This is a genomic window from Bradyrhizobium erythrophlei (genome assembly GCF_042430365.1).
GTDB lineage: Bacteria > Pseudomonadota > Alphaproteobacteria > Rhizobiales > Xanthobacteraceae > Bradyrhizobium > Bradyrhizobium erythrophlei.
In genome coordinates, this window is sequence record NZ_JBHMET010000274.1 from 278510 (window position 1) to 298638 (window position 20129).

The following is a 20129-nucleotide window of genomic DNA, read 5'->3' on the forward strand; positions in this document are numbered from 1 at the left end:
CATGAGCATGGTTGCCGAGGCCCCTCTCGCGAGTGCCGTTCCCACCGATCAGGAATTGATCGACTTCGTGGTCCGCGAGGCGCGATTGATCGATCAGCAGCGTTTCGACGAATGGCTCGATCTGTACGCCGATGACGCCTTCTACTGGATGCCGCTGGAATGGAATCAGACCGATCCGAGGCTGACCTGCTCGCTGATGTACGAGGACAAGCTGCTGCTCTCGATCCGGGTCGAACGGCTCAAGGGCGCGCGGACTTTCAGCCAGAAGCCGAAGAGCCGCTGCCATCACGTGCTGCAGACGCCGCAGGTGGATTGCCGTGACGCCGCTGCGAACAGCTACGTCACCTGGACCCCGATGCACTATGTCGAAACCCGCCAGGACGAGCAGACGCTCTATGCGGCCTGGGCCACGCATCATCTGACCGTCGAGAACGGCAGGCTGAAGATCAAGCTCAAGCGCGTCGATCTGATCAATTGCGATGCGGCCTTCGGCAACATCCAGCTCTTCATGTAGGGAACGATGAGCGTGGCCAACTACACGGCAATCGTAAGCGGCGGCAATACCGGCATCGGCGCGGCGATCGCGCGCGGCCTCCTCGCCGAGGGCTATGACGTGATCTCGCTGTCACGTCGAAAGCCCGACTGGAGCCATCCGAAGCTCTCCTCGCGCGAGGTCGATCTGCTCGATGCGGCGGCGACACGCCAGGTGACCGCGGACATCGCCGCGAAGGTTGCGATCACCCATGTCGTGCACAATGCGGGTGCGATCCGCGCCAAGCTGCTGGAGGAAGTCGAGGACGAAGACGTCGCCGCCTTGGCGCAGCTCCATTTCGGCGCCGGAATTGCGCTGGCGCAGGCGGCGCTGCCTGGCATGAAACAGGCGCGCTTCGGCCGCATCGTGCTGCTGTCGTCCCGCGCCGCACTCGGGGCCGCCACCCGCACGGTCTATTCGGCCACCAAGGCCGGCATCATCGGCATGGCGCGGACCTGGGCGCTCGAGCTCGCCCCGTTCGGCATCACGGTCAACGTCGTCGCACCGGGCCCGATCGCAGACACCGAAATGTTCGAGAGCGTGATGTCACCGGAATCCGAACGCGCGAAAGCGCTGGCGCGGTCGATTCCCCGTGGCCGCCTCGGCAAATCCACCGACGTTGCGCGCGCGGTCAGTTTCTTCAGTTCACCGGATGCAGACTTCATTACCGGGCAGACGCTTTATGTCTGCGGTGGCGCCAGCATCGGGTCGATTTCCATCTAGTTACGGTGAGACGCAGCAATGGATGCCACAACCAAACGGAAGGTCAGATCCCCGAAGAGCGCGCGCCCGCCACCGCTGCGACCGGTCGAGCCGGCGCACGAGTCCGATGGCGCACATCTCGAGCTGCGCATCTGGCTGCGGCTGCTCTCCTGTACGACCCGGATCGAAAAGGCCCTGAACGCCCGGCTGCGCAAGGAGTTCAACACGACGCTGGCCCGCTTCGACCTTTTGGCGCAGCTCGCGCGCAAACCTGCAGGCGCGACTATGTCCGAGGTTTCGCAGCTCCTGATGGTCTCAAACGGCGCAATCACCGCGCTGGTGCAGAAGCTGGAAGCCGACGGCCTAATCCATCGCGAGGTCGATTCCGAAGATCGCCGCACCTTCCGCTTGCGTCTGTCACAGGAAGGCGCAAGGGAATTCGGCCGGATGGCGCGGCGGCACGAGGAATGGGTGATCGCCCTGATCGGGGAACTGTCGCCCGTCGCGCAGTCGGACCTGCTGCAACACCTGACCCTGCTGAAGCGCCGCTTGGACAAGCACACCTGACGCGGACGCCACAAGCGGATTCCTGCCCGTGCATCGGCGGCTTCGCATCGCGATAGGCAGGCGGCACCAGCGCGTCGTCGGCATCAGATCACCTCAGCTTATACTAATCCTCAAATTGATCGACCGATGTAGGCCCAATCGCGGAGCGCGATTGACATGATCTTCCACGGCTGATCGATGAGAGTATTCCAGGCGTAACAGCAGTGATCGACGATGTTGTCATAGGATTTGAAGACGCGGTTTGACAGCCAATTCTGGCGCATGAACTGCCAGATATTCTCCTGGCTATTCAGCTCGGGCGAACGCGGCGGCAACGGCATCAGCGAGATGTTGTGCGGGATCTTCAGTTCCTTCGCTCCGTGCCACCCGGCCTGATCGAGGATGACGATGGCGTGGGCGCCAGGGCTGACCTTGCTGGCGATCTCGTTGAGATGAAGCTGCATGGCCTCGCTGTTGCAGAAGGGCAGAACCAGTCCCGCGCCGGTTCCGAGCTCCGGGCACACGGCACCGAACAGGTAGGTCGATTGCGTGCGTTGGTCGTGAGCGGCCCGCGGCCGCGATCCCTTTCTAGCCCAGCGATAGGTGAGCTTGTTCTTCTGCCCCACCCGCATCTCATCCTGGAACCACACCTCTACCGGCGTGTCCCGCGCGAGGCTGCTGCGGATTTCCTCCACGCGAGCGTGGAAGTTTTTTTAAATGCCTCGATCGCCTCGGGATCCTGCTTGTACGCTCTCGGCCGGGCGCTGACGTGTGAGAAGCCGAGGTCCTTGAGGGCTCGATAGACCGTATCGTCTGACACCGAGATGCCGAACTCCTCATACAGTCGCATGATCAGGTCACAGGCCCGCCAGCGCACCACGCCGTGGATGGGCGGGGTCGGCCCTTCGTCCACGATCCGCGCCAGAAACGCCCGGTGCTCCGTGTTGAGCTTCGCCGGCGCACCTGGCGCGGGAATATTGATCAGACCATCAGGCCCTTGCTCGTTGAATCTGATCACCCAGTCGCGAAGCGTCTGCCGGTCCATCCCGCCGACCTTGGCGGCCTCCGCCCGCGATGCGCCATCGAGCACCGCAGCGATCGCCAGAAGGCGCCGGACCTGATCGCTGTCCTTCGCCCGCCGCGCCAGCCGGCGCACCTCAACCGCTGCAAAATCCGTTCGAACCGCTATCGGCTGGCCCATGGCAACTCCCTCCAGTTGCCATGTTGAATCATCGATCCTCTGATTTGGGAATACCGCCGTGAGTCAGCACCTCAGCGGATTGGTATTAATCTGCAAATCGTTGTCCAGCATCGTTTTCTTGAGGATACTGCTGAGACGATTGTAGTAGTCTTTCTTCTTTTTCCATGGCCATTCCTTCACCTCACCATTCCAGTCCCGCGCCTCAGCGTCGGTAAGGCGAGAGCGAAGCAGGATGAAGAGGTTTTTCTGGTCCACCGTATTCAGCCGCGAGCCCTGCAGCCGCCCGGCCTTGAGTCCGAAATTGTAGAGTTGACGGAACGTCTCGCGCTTCTCGGGAAAGAAAATGTCGAGAGGCGGGGAAGCTAACGGCGGATAGAAGTCGTTCACGGTCTTGGCAGACCAGCCGTCGGCAGTCATGACGAATGTCGAACAAAAAAAAGCCGCCGAAAAAGTGCTGTCTCGTCTTGGACTTCAGGGCGTCATTGTAAGGTGCGCCGAGCGCAACGAACGGACCGGTAATCGCCGCGATCGCGCCGGTCGCGATCATTCCGCCTTCGATCAGAGCAGCAAGCGGAATCTGCGACATGCTGATGCCCATGTCCGCCACGCTGTAGATATCCAGCGCCTTGGAGATCGTATCGTAGGCGTTCTTGTCGCTGTATACAGGCGCGCTTACTCCGCCCACGCCCACTCGGCCGGTGATCGCGATCGCGTCCATGTTGTAGGTGAGGTTCGGAAGAAAGATGTATCCGGGATCTGCGTCGTCTGTGAACGCCCAGTTTCGTCCGCCGTCATGGCTGTGACGGCAACCGACATATTCACGCAAATACCAATTGACCTGGTCGGTGTAAAAGCGGTCCAGCGGGCTGAGGCGGAAATTGAGCCAGATGAGCGTGTGCTCGCCGAATTGATGATTGTTTCTCGCGGCTAATGTCAGCCAAGTATCGCCGGTCTGTACTTTGTATCTGAAAGTGTCAGGTGGTTGGGTCCAGGGCTGTAGCGGCTTCAGGGGACGCCTCTCATTTCGCAACTGCTGCACGGCCATGTTTGATCTCCAGATTTGTCTGGCTTGTTGACCCGTCTGGCCCTCACCAACCGGCTGGCGCAAGATCGCGGGAACTCGGCTGTTTGTGCGACCGAAACTCGATGAGGTTCATGGCCCGTTGGTCGTGCCGATCAACATCGGTGGGACGCGTCATTCGAACGACGTTGCGGTGCGCTTATCGGCTCGGCCGGCTGAGGCTGCACACAAAAATACAAATATTTCAAATGCTTACACTTCAAGCAGCGGCCGACCATCCACCGCGAATGGCTCGATCAGCTTGATCCGAGCCGAGCATGACGTCAGCCTCTACAAATCTTTGTGCTCCCTTGAACATCTTCATTTCATTGAACGACAACATCAGGAATGGATTAGGCTTGAGATAGCTACTGTACGAAGATGAGCGGCCGCCCATAGGTGCGAATTGATAGTTTTGCGCGGCTACCTTCCTCGATGCTTACCTATTTCGAGCCGCTGCCGGACGTCGCGCCATGAGCTTGTACAGACACATCAGATTTTATGGTCTTCTTCTTGCTGCTTCGCTGCTTCTGGCTTCCCAACCGGCCTGGGCAACGAAGCGTGTGGCGCTCGTGGTTGGAAATTCCAGCTATCAAAACGCGCCGCTGCTTCCAAACCCGGCCAATGACGCGGCAGCTATCGCCGCCACCTTGAAGGGGGCAGGCTTCGACGTGGTTGACTCACGGCTTAACCTTGCGTCCAGCGACATGCGGCGGGCGCTGAGAGATTTCGCTGATCAATCCCGCGACGCAGATATCGCGCTGGTTTATTATGCCGGTCACGGGATTGAGATCGATGGTACCAACTATTTGATCCCGACGGACGCCAGGCTTGAACGCGATACGGATATCTACGACGAGGCATTTTCGCTCGATCGTATCTTGCTCGCGATCGAGCCCGCGAGGCAGTTACGGGTTGTGATCGTCGATGCGTGCCGCAACAATCCTTTTGCGGACACGATGAAACGAACGGTCGCCTCGAGGACAATCAGCCGTGGCCTCGCCCGGGTCGAGCCCACCGTGTCCAATACGCTGATCGCATTTGCTGCGAAAGCCGGACTGACGGCGCTCGACGGCAACAGCAAGAACAGTCCGTACGCGGCAGCCTTGGTCAAGTACATCGCAAAGCCGGGACTCGACTTGCGCAGGGCCTTCGGATTCGTTCGCGACGATGTGTTGCAGGCCACCGGCAATCGACAGGAGCCTTACGTGTACGGCTCGCTTGGCGGCGAAGACGTTGCGCTGGTGCCTGCTCCCAAGGCGGCGGAATCGACACCCGCAACTAGCCCACAGTCAGAGACTCGTCGCGACTACGAGTTAGCGTTGCAGCTCGGCAACAAGGCCGCGTTGAACGCGTTCCTGGCCCAGTATCCGGACGGATATTACGCAAACCTGGCCAAGCTTCAGCTAGCCCAAATCGACGCGGAAGAAGCACGTGTTGCGGCGACCGAGAAAGCGCGGCAGGCCGAACAACAGCGCGCTCGGCTTGCGTCTGAGGGCGCGCAGAGCGCCGCCCAGGAGAAGGCGGCGGCCGAGGTGAAGGTTGCGGAGGAAGCCCGTATCGCTGCCGAAAGGACCAAGCTGGCGGCGCAGGAGCAAGCGGCTGACGCCGAGCGGAAGCGGAATGCATCCGAAATCTCGGCAGCCGGCATGCCCGCCGGGAGTAAGCCCGCCGGCGAGAATCCTGCAGCCGGTGCACCCGTCCAGGATGAGAAAGGCGTGAAGATCGCCGCCTTGAGCAACGGAGGGCCGTCGCCGACAGATCTCATCAAGTCGGTCCAGGGCGAATTGAGTCGCGTTGGCTGTTTCAACGGTGCCGTCGATGGCGAATGGAATGCGGCTTCGCAGCGCTCGCTGGCGCTCTTCAACCGGCACGCGGGAACCAAATTGGACGCCAAGCTTGCAAGTCTCGACGCGCTTGACGCAATCAAACTCAGGCCGTCGCGAGTCTGCCCGCTGATCTGCGAGCACGGCTACAGGCTTGATGGTGACCATTGCAGCAGGATCACCTGCGCCGAGGGCTCGTTCCTCAACGACGACAATGAATGCGAGAAGCGGCGCGAGAAGAAGCCGGTCGCTAAGCGCAATACGGATGACCGCCCGGCACGCGCGGATCGTCCGGTCCGCGAGAGGCCGGCGCCGACAGCGGACGTTCCGCGGCCACAGGCGACAGCCAGATCCGGCGGGAGCAGCGGTCAAATCTATTGTAATGCCTATCTCTGCCGTCCGGTCACGCGCGGCTGCCATCTCGAATACCGCGGCGGCGGCGGTCCCGGCGGTGGCACCGGCAATGTCGAGGTCTGCAACTAGCACGGCGTGAAGCAACCGGCGTCATCCGGAGCCATTGCAGCCCAGGAGATTGGCATCATGAACGCGTGGCGGGCAGCCGAGCACACCATCGGCCGGCTCGAGTCTCATGCCTGACTTGACCGAAGCGGAGCGACCTGCGTGCCGTGCAAGCTGGAGCAGAAGGATATCGGTACCTTTCCAGGCGTGACCCTCTTCACGAAGCGGACCGCACATTGCATGAAGGCGACGGCGATCTATCTGCCACCGAAACACGTAACGTCAGCCACCAAGTTCGATGTCGTGATCTGGCTGCATGGATTCTATGTCAAGGATCACGAATTCCTGTTCCGCAACGATCCCGCGCGGTTGCGCGAACAAGTGCGGGATTCCGGCAGGGATGTGGTGCTGGTCGCGCCATTCCTGGGCTACGAATATGCCGACGGCGACAGCTTTGCCGGAAACTACATCGTCAAGGACCTGGCGACGCCGAAATGGGGCGAACGCTATCTGGAGGAAATCCTGGGAGGACTTGCAAACTTCCTGGCTCCGGTCTCGGGTTCTCCTCCTCAGCTCCAAGTCGGCAAGCTCATCATCGCATGCCATTCCGGCGGTGGAAACGCCATGCGCAATCTGGTCGGAAGTCTGGGGAAATATCAGTCGAACCTGAAGGCATGTTGGGGATTTGACTGCCTCTACGGCGCGAGAGCGCAGCCCGACGACGCTACGTTCTGGTACCAGTGGCTGTCGGGACAAAACGGCTGCGCGCTCGAGATCATCTATGGCCCGTCGACGCTCCCGCAATCCGTGAAGCTGGACCTGATCGGGCGCGGGCTGGCGACGACCGACGGCAATAGAGCTCAGGCACAGCGCCCTGCTCTCAAGAATCTCACCGTGAGCTTGGGTCACTACGACATGTTTCCAGCGTTTGGCCAGATGGTCAGGGTCAACGATCTTGACCCGGCTTACGTGGATCGCTTCATGCTTCCGCAGGTTGCCGACGACGTCCCGTTGAGGCACAAGCCGACGCTCCAGCACGGGGAATTCCTTCGACAGGCGATTTCCAACGTCCGCGAGGCGTTTCCCTTCCCGAAGGACATTCATTACATGATCGCCCGGGGCGGCTTCTTCAGTCGGCTGAGCAAGCTGTAACGCGTCGGTTGAGCCGACGGGACGCTTCGGCTCACTTGATGGAATAGGGCTTGATGTCGAACGACCAATTGTTCGGCAGCAGTTTTCCGCTGCCGGTATCCGGCACGCGCAGTTCGCTGGTCCAGGATGACAGATAACTCAGCGCGTCTGCCTCACCTTGGAGCTTGCGTGGCGCGTCGGGCAGATCAAGCAATTGAACGCGCCGCTCGCTCAGGATCGCCACGACGGTTGCGGATCCGGTCGGCGGCGCGATCACATACTCAAAGCCACGTTGCTTCGCCGCCGGCGTCGGAACGAAGAATTCCACGCCGGGCTTGACGAAGTTGATGTCGCGTTCGCCCGACTGCGCCAACAGTTCGGGAGTCGGAAAGATCTGGGACATTCGCCCTTCCGCATCGACATCCACCAGCACAAGATATCCTGCCTTCCTGGCGGTCACACCGAACGACACCTTGCTGCCGACATTGACGGTTTGGCCAGGCAGCATCTGCAAGGACACGCTTGCGGGATTGGTCTGCCCGGGCGCGGTCTGCACGCGCCAAAGCCATGACGCGATCCCGGCCTTTACATGCGGCGGAACTGGCGCTGCGACCGCGGCCCCGCTTACAACGAACAGCAGCGCGAGAGCCAGCCATGGTGGCCCGCTGTGGATAGGCTTCGATGACGGCATGGCCGGCTTCACCCGGAAAACGTCAGGGCACGCTAAAAAACCCGATTGACCCGATCCGCGCATCCGCGGGCAAGTAACGTTCGAGACTCTTGATCACCTGCCCTGACGCGCGGCGCCGGTTGAGCTGTATCAGCACGTTCTCCAGATCAACCATGCGCTGCTGCGAGGTCACTGCAACGATTTGCTCGGCGCCGAACGGCTCCCCCACCTTCAGCGGCAACCGCAGGTTCGCCGATCGGGCCAGCGACGCGTCAGAACCGATCGGATACAGCATTTGGATCGTACCATCGCCGGACACGTTGAACAGTAACACGGCCTTTGATGCCACGTCGGAGAGATCAACCTCGACGGTCTGACCGCGGCGCTGCTGCCGATCATCCGGCCACATACGCATGACCTGCGGCGACCGGGTCGCCATGCGCTTGAGTTCACGGATTGCCGCGGTCCGATCAACAACGGTCGGCAAACCGGTCACGTCCACCCCGTAGGCGACCACGTCACCCCAGGCAATCACATCGTGGGACACGGGGTCCCAGATCAGGTCGGGATTGTCAGTCGGTTGAACAGCCTGCACCGCAATATCCTGCGGCTTCACGCTCGTGAAATAGTTCGTCTTCCCGTCGAGCGCTGCCAGACGGATCGGCGCCGCGACGCGCAGGGCCACCGGCGCAGCGCCGGTGGGCGCAACCGGTGCCGTTGCGGTGACAGGCAGCGGCGCGGGCGCGCGTCCCTCGATGGGCGCCGCCGCTCCGGTCTGACCAGGCGCCGCTCCCGCTGTCGGGCCCTGGATCAGCACCACGCCGCGCGTCAATTCGAAGGCGACGTCGGTTTCCAGCCTCTGCGCCGGCGATGAAATCGTCACGACGTTCTGGCGCTGGTCTGACAGCTGATAGACCACCTGTCGAACATTGCTGAAGAGCTCCTTGAGCGTCACCTTCCCATCATGGTTGATGTCGGCGTTGCCTTCTACCGCCCGCGCGACGGCATAGCTGAGGGCGCCGCGCAAGCCGTCGATCCCGGGGATCCGCACTTCCGGCGCCTTGGTGTGGCGATCGACCGCCGCGATGAACGCGGTGTGGTCGAGATCGAGCTCCGATTTCGGATCATTCCGATCTGTCACCGGCTTCAATTCGTCGACCAGCAGCGTGTAGCGCGGCACTTGGCGGAAGCTCATCTCAGCGGCACGCGGATCGATATCGCGCACCATCCCACCGCCGTGACAGGTGTCCGCAACGAAGATCACCTTCGCACCGCGCAGCTCGAACTGTCGGATGAAATGATTGAACTCGCTGCCGAGAATACGCTGAACCGACCCGGCGGGCGTGGTTTCGAAGCCAGGCAACAGGAACACGTTCTCCATCCCATCCGGTTCCGAGCCCTTGACGCGCTCCGGCTCCTGGGTGCCGTGGCCGGCAATCGACAGAAAGATCAGATCGTTGTTCCTTGTCCGCTCCACCAATGCGCTGACCTCGCGCAGGATGCTTGCCCGGTCGGCCTGGGCGTTGGTCAGCTCTACGACATCGCCAACCCCCATCGTCCTCAAGCTCGACACGATGTCGGTGGCGTCGGCTACCGCGCCCCTGAGCTTGCGCACGTGCTGATAGTCGTCGATGCCGATCACGAGTGCGCGCACGGCGCCCCCATCTGGGTTGCTGATCGATAGTCCGCCCGCCGCTTGTGCACGCGGGGACAGGAAACCGATCAGCACGGCGAGCGCGATGGCGACGCAAAGCCGCCCGATCAAGCGCTCAAGTCCTCTGGGCCTTTGCATCGTAGTCCACCTCGGCGTCATGCAGGCCTGTCCCCCAACCATGACGGTGGAACACGGCGGCGGAACGCCAGCCAGGAGCCGACCTGCGAGCAGTAATCCATAACCATCTGTAGCACCAACGAGACAGCTGGTTCAGCGCCTTGTATTTGCCGACTTGCGACCCGTCGGCGCATCAGCCGCTTGGAAGGCGTTCGCCGAAACTGTTGTCTGATCATCCGCGAAGGCGCGAAAACGGACCGGATTGTAGCCGCGAGCGAGCAAGCTCGCCAACGGATAGACGTTGCGGCAGACGCGCCCGTTGCAGCCACCGGTCGAGGATTCCATCACCTCCGCCTTGCGATCCGGCGTGAACCGCAGGAACAACATCACATGGGAACCCGGCTTGTTCAGCGCATCGCCGGGCTTCAGGTCCCAGGGATTTTCTACGGGCTTTGCGATCGCGGGGATCGCGGCGGTCGTGTAGTGGACAGAGAGGCCCCAGGTGGCGCTGACGAACGCCGAGCAATCAACGCCGGCCACATCCGGCCGCGGCGCGTTGCGGGTGCAGACATTGCCGGCCAGCGTCCCGCCCTCGATCCGCTGCCGGAAGTTCGCGAGCGAGCCGTGGCAGCCCCAGCAATAGGGCACGCCGCGCACCTCCTGGTTTACCTTGCCTTGGATATACCATGGCCGGCGGATACGGTTGAAGCCGCTGCACTGGCTGTCCGGATCGCTGCCATAGTTCGCTGCCGTCAGCTTCCACTGAATGCCCTCAAATGCAAATGCGATCTCGATCGCCTGCTGTCGGTTGGAAGGCCGCACGGCGGCTACCGCGCTGAACTTGCTGTCGGGCTGTGCGGCTGCTCCGGCTGGTGCTGTCCGCGACGGCCGTGCGTCGATCACCGATACGTTGCGCAACGGCCGGAAGCCGACGCCAACCACGTCGACACGGTCCGTTTGGGTCCGCAGGAAATAGACATCGCCGTCGCCCGAGATGGTGACGAAGCGCCTGGTCAGCGGGGTATTCTCCAGGGGCAGCTCGTAGATTCCCTCGAGGCGCCCGTTCGCGGCATAGCGCGCGACGAAGGTGGCAGCGTTCTTCCCCGAGGGCGGAATGTCCTCGGCCAACACGTAGAACCGGTCGCTGTTGTCAATCTCGAGAAATTCCACGGTGCCAAGCTGGTTGCGCACGCGCAGGCCGAGTTGACCAATCGTCTCGTTGGTGACCATGGTCTGGATCTCGATCCGTACGCTGGCATTGCCCTTGTCCGGAATGATGTCAGCGATCACCGATCCCTTGCTGCGCGAAGCAATGTACTGCCGGTCGGGCTGCCGCGTCGTCTTCACGATGGCCGCGCGGGTGTTCTGATCGAGCAGGTCGGTTGCGCTGCTGGGCGGCTGCGACCCCATCTGGGCGAAGGCCGATGCTGCGACCTGATCGTCTGCGCCGCGAGTGGAGACCTCCTCAAGCTGGATGACGTCGCCACCGAGCCCGCGCGTGGACTGCCCTGACGCCGCCCTCAGCGTGCGCACGCCGCCGTCCCAAACCATGATGTCGTCGTTGCGGACGACGAGATCGGTCGGCTGGACGTCCGCCGGCATCTTGAGGATATCGGGCTCGGCGTTCGGTTGCTTGGGATCGAACTGCAGAATGCGCCCGTTGACCTGATCTAGCATGAACAGGTTGCCCTGCCCGTCGGCGCTAAGCGCTTGCGGGCCAGCGAGCTCAACGTCCTCGCTGGCCGGGACGATCCCGACCATGCCGGCGGCCGAGCCGCCGGCGAAGCTCCGCAGCACGGTATCGTCGGCATGCGCCCCGCTGGCGAATGCGGCGGCGCCGACGATGAATATCCAGATCCAGTTAGTTCGACGAAGCATGTCCGCCTCAATGTCCCCGAACCGTTTGCCGCATCGGATCGACTAATCCAGGACGGCGTCAGTGCGGCTCATCAATTAGTGGCGAGCAATCTCAACCGAGTTCAATTCTATCACTGGACGGTGATAGTTCGAACTTGTTCAACGAGGCGGTGCAAATTCATGGCCAGGAACAGATTTGAGCAGGTCAGCGAAGTCCAGCCCGACGCGATCACCTTGGTGCTGAAGCGCGACAATGGCGGCACCTCCGGATCGATCGTGTTCCCAGCCACCGCCAGTGGGGGCCGGCTGACCTCCGACCAGATCAGCGGCCAGTTGCCGGCCCAGGACGCTTTTCGCGGCGCGATCCGGCTTGCCAACGACATGAAGGTCGCGATCGTGGTGTGCGATCCAGACAGCGTCTGGAATTCCGAGTGGGGCGATCTTTATCAGGCAATCGACTGATCCCGCCGGAGGGGGCCGGCATATGCTGCGACGCGGCATGGAGGCTAGCATGGTGAGGAGACCGTCACGCCGGCCGTCGTTCCGGTCGCAGGCCATGGTGTTGGCGCTGCTGGTTGCGACCGGCTGTCCGGCGCAGGCCAACGACTCGGCTGCCGAATTGTCGATTGGGGGGCTTCAGTTCGTCCGCACCAACGACGTGGCCATGGAGAGCGAGGACCTTCATATTGCGCTCGACAGGATCAGCGTTCGCTACCAGTTCGCCAACACCACCACCAAGCCGGTCACGCTCACCGTTGCCTTTCCGCTGCCCGATATCGACCTGTCGGAAGCCGAGAACATTGCGCTGCCGTCAAGCGATCCGGTCAACTTCGTCGACTTCGAGACGAGGGTCGATGGCAGCCCGGTGCCGCTGACGATCGATCAGCGTGCGATGGTGGGTAACAAGGATGTCAGTGCCCTGCTCCGTCAGCTCAAGCTGCCGCTGCTACCGATCGGTGGCCGCGAGATCCGGGTCGCCGATCTACCGGCGGCTACCCGCACCCGGCTCGTGGACGACGGGCTGCTGATGCCGGCCGGAACCAGCGACAATGGCCGCCAGCGGTATGTGCCAGGCTGGACAACCAAGACCTCGGCTGTGCGCCAGCAGGTGTTTCCGCCGACGCGTACGGTCATCGTCGAACACCAGTATCGCCCGAGCGTTGGCTCCAGCCCCGACACTATCCTGCGCTGGAGTCTGCGCCAGAGCAGCGCACTCAGTCAGGAGGTCGCGCGCTACCGGAAGGAATATTGCGTCACGGATGCGCTCCTGGCCGAGTTGGACAAACGCGCCGGCAACAGCCAGGCCAATACCGCGAAACTGCAGGAGCGGCGCATCTCCTATGTGCTCAGGACCGGCGCGAATTGGGCCGGCCCGATCCGATCGTTCAGGCTGGCTATCGATCCCGGCGGCAGCGACCATTTGGTCAGCTTCTGCCCAGGGCGGCTCAAGGCGCCTTCCACCGGCAGCCCGCTCGAATATACGGCCAGCGATTTCAAGCCGGAAGTCGACCTGAAAATCCTGATGATCGGGAAGTTCTAAGGAAGCGGCTCAGTTCGTGAGCGTCACATAGCGCGCGGCCGCGGTGATCGTCACGTTGCTGCGCTGAGCCTCACTCAGCGCTTGCAGGAAGAACATGTCGGCGGCCATCGGCCGCGACTGCCGCAACGAATCCAGAACCCGTGTGGTCGCCACGACCAACAACAGTTGCGGACCGGCTCCGCCCGCCATCGGGAACGCAAACGACAGCGAGTCGATGCCCGGCTTCAGAAGATAGGACAGGCTCTGCACCTCGCCGCGATCCGACACCATGAGCAGTTCCACCACGCGGTTGGCGAAGTTCTCGATGGTGCCGGTCAGGGTTTCGCCGGCCTTCAACTCCGTCGCCCCTAAGTTGATGCGCGGCGATCGTGACTGATCGCTCCCGACCTGGCTCAAGAACTTGACGGCCGGGCATTGCGCCGGGGTCACCTGCCTGACGCCGACCGAAGCCTCGAATCCCTGCTCCCGCCGGAACGCCTTGTCGAAGGTGTCGAACGGGGCGGTCGAGGCGCCAAAGCCCTCGATAACGGCGGCGCTTGGGGTCACGGCAACCGGCAGGATGAAGAAGCAGTCCCCGCCCGCATACTGCGCCACATATTTGCGGATGCGCTCGGCGCGCCCGGGCGCATCGAGTGCCGGAGACGGCGTCACCGTCGGCTGTTCCGGCGACTTCACCGGCTCCCGGCGTGCCGGCTCTGGTGTAACGGGTTCGACTTTCGCCGGCGTCGCTGTCGCAGCGAGTTTCGGCGGTGGCGGCAACGCCGCCACGCGGGGCGCCAACCAGACCAGGTTGTAGAACGCAAATCCACCGCCGCCGAGCAGGAGCACCACGGCCGTCACGCCCGCACCCAGCCAGAGGCCGCGCGACCTCTGCGCCGTTGATGGCGTCCCGTGCTGCGGCGCCGGCGCCGCCCGTTCGGGCCGAGCCAGCGGATCGAAGCCGTGCAATGGTGTGGCGGACGCCTGAGCCGAAGCAGTCGGCGTCCAGTCGGCGACCTCCGCCATGGTCGGACGCAACGCTGGATCGGGCTGCAGCATCCGCTCCAGCAGCGGCCGGATCCGCATGTCCACCGCGCCGAGATCGGGCACGCGCCGGCGCTTTTCCACCAGTTGAAACTGGCTGCCGCCCATGTCGAGCTTCTGCCCGGTCAGTGCATGGAACAGCACGAGACCCAAGCTATAGACGTCGGACTTCGCAGTGACATCGTTGCCATACAGCCCGACCTGTTCCGGCGACACGTAGTTGTCCTTGCCCGCGAAACCCGAGCCAATGATGGTCTTGTCGCCCATCTGGGTCGACCGCGCGATGCCGAAGTCGATGATCTTGGCCCGTCTTACGTCGTCGAGCGGCACGATGATATTGTCGGGGGATACGTCGCGATGGATAATGCCATGTTCGTGGGCGGCCTGCAGTCCCGATGCGACGCGACGCATCAGCTTGACCAGCGCCTCGAAAGTCAGCGGTCCTTCCTCGAGCATGTTCGAGAGCGAGCGGCCGTTCACGAACTCCATGGCGAGATAGGGTCGCTGCAGTACCGGCTCAACGGTGAACAGGAAGTAGCGCACGATCGCATCGTGCGGCAGGTTGTGGAGCGCCGCAGCCTCCCGACGGAACAGCCCAAGCGCCGCCTCGTTGTCAACCATGTCGGGCAGCAGCATCTTCACCGCAACCGGCGCACCGGTCTGGATCTCGCGACACCTGTAGACCTCACCCATGCCGCCCGCGCCGATCATCGTTTCGATCTCATAGATGCCGTTGAGACGCGTGCCGGACGGCACACCGCGGTAGGAGGATCGGAACGGTTCATTCGGCGTCATGGTTGCGGCTCCCGATCGAGTGGCGACCTCGTCGGCTCTGAGGACCGCGGCGTCAGCAGCCGCACGATCACGATCGTCACATTGTCGAACCCTCCGCGATCAAGGGCCAGAGCAAGCATGTCATCGCAGGCCGCCTGGGCACCACGCGTGGCTGCGTACTGCAGGATCTCCACGTCCTCCAAATGCCTGGTCAGGCCGTCGCTGCAGATCACGAAGATGTCTTCCGGCTCGGCCGGACCTGTCACCACCTCGAACTCCGGATCCGCAGCAATGCCGACGGCCCGGGTGATGGCATTGCTCGGCCAATCCTTGACCTCCTCGCGCGATAACGCGCCGCCGGCGATCAACTCCTCCACCTCGCTATGATCGTGCGACACCTGGCTGATGCGGCCGCGGTTGATCAGGTAGACCCGGCTATCGCCCGCCCATATGCAGGCATAATAACCGTCGCGCACCAGCAGGACTGCGGCCGTGGTGCCCACGGTGGCGCCGTGTCGCGCGCGACTAAGCGCGAGGATCTCCTGATTCGCGCTGAACAGCCGCTCCTCGCATTGCGCCAGCAGGTCCGCGGCAGACGTCGGCGCTCCGATCGCATCGAGCGACTGCACGACGATGCCACTGGCGAGATCGCCGGCCTCATGGCCGCCCATGCCGTCGGCGACCGCCCACAGGCCGACATCGGTCCGCACCAGACACGAATCCTCGTTCCGCGTCCGAACCAACCCGACATGGGTGACGCTGCCGACATCGAACAATGACGGGATGTGCACCATCGCGTGTCACCCCGAGGCGGATGCTGCCCGGCCAAGATCGCCGGTCAACAGCGTGGAATAGCGAAACGGGTCCGGCAATCCCCGGCAACACAGCGCCATTGGCGGGAAGCCCTCGCCTCCGGCGGTCCACCAGAAACTGGCAGCGGCGTAGACCTGCGGGTTCGCTGTGCCAAGTGCGGCAAACGACTCGGCGAATGCATCTGTCGCCGAAACCGTTCCCGCCATCGTCGCGCCGAGCGACACGATCGGCGGAGTGTCGCCGAGCGTCGCCTGCAGCCGCGGCACCGTGAGACGATCCAGCGCGTCGGAGACCTGCTCATAGGTTGCAGATCGATCCAGGGTCGAGAGCAGGAACGTCTCCGCGTGTCCGAACCATTCGTCCTGCGGATCGATGCTCGGCGGCGGCAGCAAGGCCCCTTCGTCCGTCACCGCGTGCAACGTCAATGGATAATACCGCCCCACCCCGTCGAGCGAGGGCATGATCGCGCCCGCGACGGGGGTGCCGCAGATTGCGGCGCCGAGCCAGAATCGCCAGACCGGCGCGGTCAGGAAGGCCTGCTGCCAGTTGGCGCCGAGCTGGTGGCGGCTTGCCGACAGTGCAGCCTGCACCCATGGCTCCCAGATTTCCAGGAAGCTACGTGGGGTCGCAATCGCGATGAAGTCGCGCTTCGCGCCGATTTTGCCGAACAGCCCGCAACGCATGGTCATATTCCGGTCGGGCAACGAAACTCGCGCAGCACCGTCAGGTTCAGCGGATTGCGCAACGAGCCGGTCGAGATCTGATAGTTGAGCTCGCGCCCGGCGACGATAAAGGTCGCGCTTGCGGTTTCCGACTTCGCCACCAGCGACCCCGCCTCCAGCATCCGGAACAGCGACCATGGGCCGATGCGTTCAAGGACTGATGGCGGGCCGCTGTCGTTGCTGACCGAGATCGCCGTCCGCGGCGACGGACCCGGCCACAGCACGGTGGTCGGTGTGTTGCTCTGCGGTGGCGGTGGCGGCGGCGCAGGTTGCGGGACACCGAACATGGACGGAGTGGTCGGCCCCGGAGTAGTCGGACTGGTGATTGTAGTGCCGCCGATCTCGGTCTTGATGACAACGCCCGGCCCCGCAGCGCCGGGCGGCCGGATCGCGAACGACACCGCCGGCACGCCGCCACCGGTCTGGAAGAAAGCGTCGCGGATATAGGCCGCATTCTGGAACTGTTTCAGCGTGTCCGGTGAGAACGATCGGCCGACCGGACTCTCCTTGCGCCAGACCCAGTCCGACCGCGATGTGTCGGCATAGGGTGCCAGGAACTGAGCAAAGAACTTGTCCATCACACCGTTCGGACTGAATAGCTTGGCGAAGTCCGCAAGCGGAACCTCCTGACTGCTGCCGCGTACAAACGGGTAGCGGTTGGTCACCGTCTGCTGGCAGACTGGCGTGACCTGATCGCGCAACGACTGCAGGATCTGTCCGGCAGTCGAGGCGGCGATGCTGCCCTCGAATTCCGCGGCCGCCGCTCGCAGCATATCTGAAAACGGCGGCGGCATGCGCGAGGCATTGTTGCGCAGGGCTGCGACCTGTGTCTGAAGCGCAGCAGTCGCCTGCGCAGTTAGTTGCGGATTCTCGGTGATCAGCGTCAGGTTCTGCGCGATGTCATTCAGGTTGGCGATGGTCGAGTCGATCGGCCGGTGAGTGCTCTCGCCCTCGAGCACCGCATGATAGGGTTTGAACTGCGCCTCGATCCTTGCTCCAGGCGGCCCATCCTGGGCATTGGAGAACAACACCGGCGCGGGAGCGGCGGGCGCGGCGGTGTTCGCCGGCTTCGGGCGTTCCCTGGTCAGCATCGTCTCGTCACGCACCGATTCCAGGATTTGCCGCATCGGCGACGTCGGCGCCGAAAGGGCCCTCAGCACCTCGTATTTCGGCTTGTCGGCGAGCAACTTCTTCAGGCGCAGGCTGCCGAGCGCAGTGCGCCAGGTCGTCACGAAGTCGTTGGCGTAGACGTTGAGCAGATCGCCGGCCAGATTGTCATACTGCTGGTCGATTGCTGACTGCTGGCCGGCATCGCCCAGCACCCATCGCTCGCGCTTCATGCGCTCCGACAATCCCGGGAGCCGTGCGATGAACTTCTGATGGAAGCCGTTATAGGTGAAGAACTCGGGCACCCGCACGGCGTCCAGGGGCTGCCCTGTCGTGGTTTCGAACACGACGGCCACGTCCTGACCACCGCGGCGGCTGACGATCCAATCGCCGGCGGTCGATGCACGCGCTTCCGACTTCAGAAACTCATAGGCGCGCTGCGACACGCTCAGCCGCGCCAAGGAGTTTTGGGCCTGCTTGATCAGGCGGCCGTCGAGCTCGACCAGCGGCGGCTGCTCGGTCTCCAGGTCGAACATCGCCATGAGGTTCTCCTCGAGCAGACGCCGCCCCTCCGCGTTGGTCGCGCCGGGATAGAGATTGTCCGCCCAGTCGCGCTGCATCCAGGAGCGGATCAGCTCGCGGTCCGGCGACTGCAGGCCGCCGAGCATCAGGTAGACCTTCAGCGCCTCGTAGACGAAGGCAGGTTCGTCGAGGCGCGCATTGAGCTGCTCCTCCAGGCGATACAGCAGGCGCGGCCGAAACATGCGTTCAAGCGCCGTATGATAGGCCGCCTTCGCGGGCGACAGCAGTCGGGCGTGCTGACTGAGCCCATAGCGGGCCGACAGTGGCACCGGCTCGTCGCGCGATCCGTAGCCCGCCGGCGCGTTGCGCAGCCGATAGAGCAGCGGCAGCACCTTGTCGAGATCACGGTCGGCGATCAGCGTCTGCTTGATGAGCGGCGCTCCCGCGGCCGCATACTCGTTATCCGCCTGCAGGCTCTGCTCGATCAGGTCGGAATTGCGTTTGTAGCTGGTCAGCCAGGCCGCGATCAGTCCGATCGAGACCAGGCCGATCAAGGACAGCGCTGCGGTTTTCAGGATCAATGCGCGGCGCACCGCCGCGCGATCCGTCGAGACCCAGTCGGCCTCGCCGATGACGACCTTGGAAATCAGATCCGCGAGGAAGTAGCTCTTGCCCGTCCCCGAATAGGCTCCCGCACTGACCTCCTCCGCGCCGAACGTGCGCGCCAAGGACCCGATCAATTGGTCGATCGGCGTACCTTGCTGGGTACCCGAGGTGAAGTAGAACCCGCGCAGATTCGCATTCACGTGATAGCGTGTCGGCTCGAAGATCTGGTTGAGGAAATCGTGGATCTGGGGCTTGAGCCGCGCCATCTGCGCCGGGAAGCCGAACAGTTGCACACGGTGCTGCGGCGTCGGCTCGTCCTGCAGACGGTCGAGCGTCTCCTCGCTCAGGCGCTCCAGCAGGCGATCGAATTCGAGTGGAATTTGCCCGACCAGATTCTGGGTCTTGTCGGCGGTCTGGAAGGTGGCGCCCCAGACCTGGCGTCGGCCGGCCTCGCCGAGATAGGCAAAATATTCGGTGAAGCCGGCAACGAGATCAGCCTTGGTGAACAGCGCATACACCGGGAAGCTGACCTTGAGCCTTTGATGCAGGTCGAGCAGACGCATCCGGATCGCATCTGCGTGGAGCGCGAGCTCCTGCTTCGGCAATGTCAGCACGTCCTCGAGACTAATGGCGACGAGGACGCCGTTGATCGGCTGGCGCGGCCGGTTCTTCTTCAGGATATCCAGGAAGGCCCGCCAGCTCTCCTTGTCGGCCTTGCTGTCGGTATCCTGGGTGGTGTAGCGGCCGGCGGTATCGATCATCACCGCTTCTTCGGTAAACCACCAATCGCAGTAGCGGGTGCCGCCTACGCCGGCGATCGCCGCCGGCGCCGCCCCACGCGCCAGCGGGAATTTGAGCCCGGAATTGACCAGCGCTGTGGTTTTGCCGGCGCCGGGAGGGCCGATGATGACGTACCACGGCAGATCGTAAAGATAGCCGGACTTGTTGCCGCTGGCGGTCTTCAGCGTCGCGAGCGCGTCCTGCATGCGCTCCTTGAGCACGGGCTCGTCGCTGACAGGCTGGTCCGCACCGCTGATACCGTCGGCGATCTCCTTGGCGCTCCTGCGCCGCTTGAACAGATTGAGGCCAACGAGGCCTGCAGCGGCGGCGCCGAGCAGCACAATAACGATCTGGCGGACGATATGGTTCTCCAGAGGCCGCCAGTCGCCGAACGCGACGAAGGGGCCGGCGAGATAGACGACCGCGGCCAGCGAGCTGAGCCCGACCCCGTAGAGAACGATGCGAAGAATGTCCTTAGCAAGCATTG

Annotated in this window: 16 protein-coding genes; 7 read left to right on the plus strand and 9 right to left on the minus strand. The window is 63.1% G+C overall.

Annotation, left to right across the window (positions count from 1 at the left end; translation table 11 throughout):
- Position 1 precedes the first annotated feature (1 nt).
- Genes ACFFWD_RS43215 through ACFFWD_RS43225 form a run of 3 tightly spaced genes read left to right on the plus strand, consistent with a single transcriptional unit; the run spans position 2 to position 1801 of the window.
- Complete coding sequence (locus ACFFWD_RS43215) at positions 2 to 514, plus strand: aromatic-ring-hydroxylating dioxygenase subunit beta (protein WP_376975540.1); 513 nt, start codon at positions 2 to 4, stop codon at positions 512 to 514.
- A 6-nt stretch (positions 515 to 520) separates the two neighbouring features.
- Positions 521 to 1255, plus strand: coding sequence for an SDR family NAD(P)-dependent oxidoreductase (locus tag ACFFWD_RS43220; protein ID WP_376975541.1), 735 nt, complete (start codon positions 521 to 523; stop codon positions 1253 to 1255).
- Between the two features lie 18 nt (positions 1256 to 1273).
- Complete coding sequence (locus ACFFWD_RS43225) at positions 1274 to 1801, plus strand: MarR family winged helix-turn-helix transcriptional regulator (RefSeq protein WP_376975542.1); 528 nt, start codon at positions 1274 to 1276, stop codon at positions 1799 to 1801.
- A 110-nt stretch (positions 1802 to 1911) separates the two neighbouring features.
- Here ACFFWD_RS43225 and ACFFWD_RS43230 read toward each other — a convergent pair.
- A protein-coding gene (locus ACFFWD_RS43230) for an IS630 family transposase (protein WP_376975543.1) occupies positions 1912 to 2981 on the minus strand; the annotation gives its coding sequence in 2 pieces (ribosomal slippage) (positions 1912 to 2442 and positions 2445 to 2981; 1068 coding nt in all).
- A 202-nt stretch (positions 2982 to 3183) separates the two neighbouring features.
- Positions 3184 to 4026 carry a hypothetical protein gene (locus tag ACFFWD_RS43235; RefSeq protein WP_376975545.1) on the minus strand — a complete coding sequence of 281 codons (843 nt, stop codon included), beginning with the start codon at positions 4024 to 4026 and terminating at the stop codon, positions 3184 to 3186.
- 488 nt (positions 4027 to 4514) lie between these two features.
- Between ACFFWD_RS43235 and ACFFWD_RS43240 the strand changes: the two genes are divergently transcribed.
- Positions 4515 to 6350: a caspase family protein gene (locus ACFFWD_RS43240; RefSeq protein ID WP_376975546.1), complete on the plus strand. Its 1836-nt coding sequence runs from the start codon at positions 4515 to 4517 to the stop codon at positions 6348 to 6350.
- A 138-nt stretch (positions 6351 to 6488) separates the two neighbouring features.
- The gene (locus ACFFWD_RS43245; protein WP_376975547.1) at positions 6489 to 7478 is read left to right on the plus strand and encodes an alpha/beta hydrolase family protein; all 990 of its coding nucleotides are present in this window, start codon (positions 6489 to 6491) and stop codon (positions 7476 to 7478) included.
- A gap of 31 nt (positions 7479 to 7509) precedes the next feature.
- Here the strand turns inward: ACFFWD_RS43245 and ACFFWD_RS43250 are convergent, their stop codons facing one another.
- The 3 genes from ACFFWD_RS43250 to ACFFWD_RS43260 all read right to left on the minus strand — a co-directional run bounded on the left by ACFFWD_RS43250 (position 7510) and on the right by ACFFWD_RS43260 (position 11776).
- On the minus strand, positions 7510 to 8148 hold the full coding sequence (locus tag ACFFWD_RS43250; protein ID WP_376975548.1) for a DUF4384 domain-containing protein: 639 nt from the start codon (positions 8146 to 8148) through the stop codon (positions 7510 to 7512).
- Between the two features lie 22 nt (positions 8149 to 8170).
- Entirely contained in the window at positions 8171 to 9940 is a 1770-nt protein-coding gene (locus tag ACFFWD_RS43255) for a caspase family protein (protein WP_376975549.1), read from the minus strand.
- Between the two features lie 111 nt (positions 9941 to 10051).
- The gene (locus tag ACFFWD_RS43260; protein ID WP_376975550.1) at positions 10052 to 11776 is read right to left on the minus strand and encodes a hypothetical protein; all 1725 of its coding nucleotides are present in this window, start codon (positions 11774 to 11776) and stop codon (positions 10052 to 10054) included.
- A gap of 159 nt (positions 11777 to 11935) precedes the next feature.
- Here ACFFWD_RS43260 and ACFFWD_RS43265 point away from each other — a divergent pair, with 159 nt between their 5' ends.
- A complete protein-coding gene (locus ACFFWD_RS43265; protein WP_376975551.1) occupies positions 11936 to 12217 on the plus strand; it encodes a hypothetical protein in 282 nt (93 codons plus the stop codon).
- Between the two features lie 49 nt (positions 12218 to 12266).
- Positions 12267 to 13295, plus strand: coding sequence for a DUF4424 domain-containing protein (locus tag ACFFWD_RS43270; protein WP_376975552.1), 1029 nt, complete (start codon positions 12267 to 12269; stop codon positions 13293 to 13295).
- Positions 13296 to 13304: 9 nt separating this feature from the next.
- Here ACFFWD_RS43270 and ACFFWD_RS43275 read toward each other — a convergent pair whose 3' ends face one another.
- From ACFFWD_RS43275 to tssM, 4 genes are read right to left on the minus strand one after another with little or no spacing between them, the layout of a single operon-like run.
- Positions 13305 to 15113 (minus strand): serine/threonine-protein kinase, encoded by a 1809-nt coding sequence (locus ACFFWD_RS43275; protein WP_376975553.1) that lies wholly within the window; start codon positions 15111 to 15113, stop codon positions 13305 to 13307.
- Positions 15110 to 15886 (minus strand): PP2C family protein-serine/threonine phosphatase, encoded by a 777-nt coding sequence (locus ACFFWD_RS43280; RefSeq protein WP_376975554.1) that lies wholly within the window; start codon positions 15884 to 15886, stop codon positions 15110 to 15112. Before ACFFWD_RS43280 ends, ACFFWD_RS43275 begins: the two co-directional genes overlap by 4 nt.
- A gap of 6 nt (positions 15887 to 15892) precedes the next feature.
- Positions 15893 to 16594 (minus strand): type VI secretion system-associated protein TagF, encoded by a 702-nt coding sequence (tagF, locus tag ACFFWD_RS43285; protein ID WP_376975556.1) that lies wholly within the window; start codon positions 16592 to 16594, stop codon positions 15893 to 15895.
- The gene (gene tssM, locus ACFFWD_RS43290) at positions 16591 to 20127 is read right to left on the minus strand and encodes a type VI secretion system membrane subunit TssM (protein ID WP_376975557.1); all 3537 of its coding nucleotides are present in this window, start codon (positions 20125 to 20127) and stop codon (positions 16591 to 16593) included. The genes tagF and tssM overlap by 4 nt, the downstream gene beginning before the upstream one ends.
- Positions 20128 to 20129: the final 2 nt, after the last annotated feature.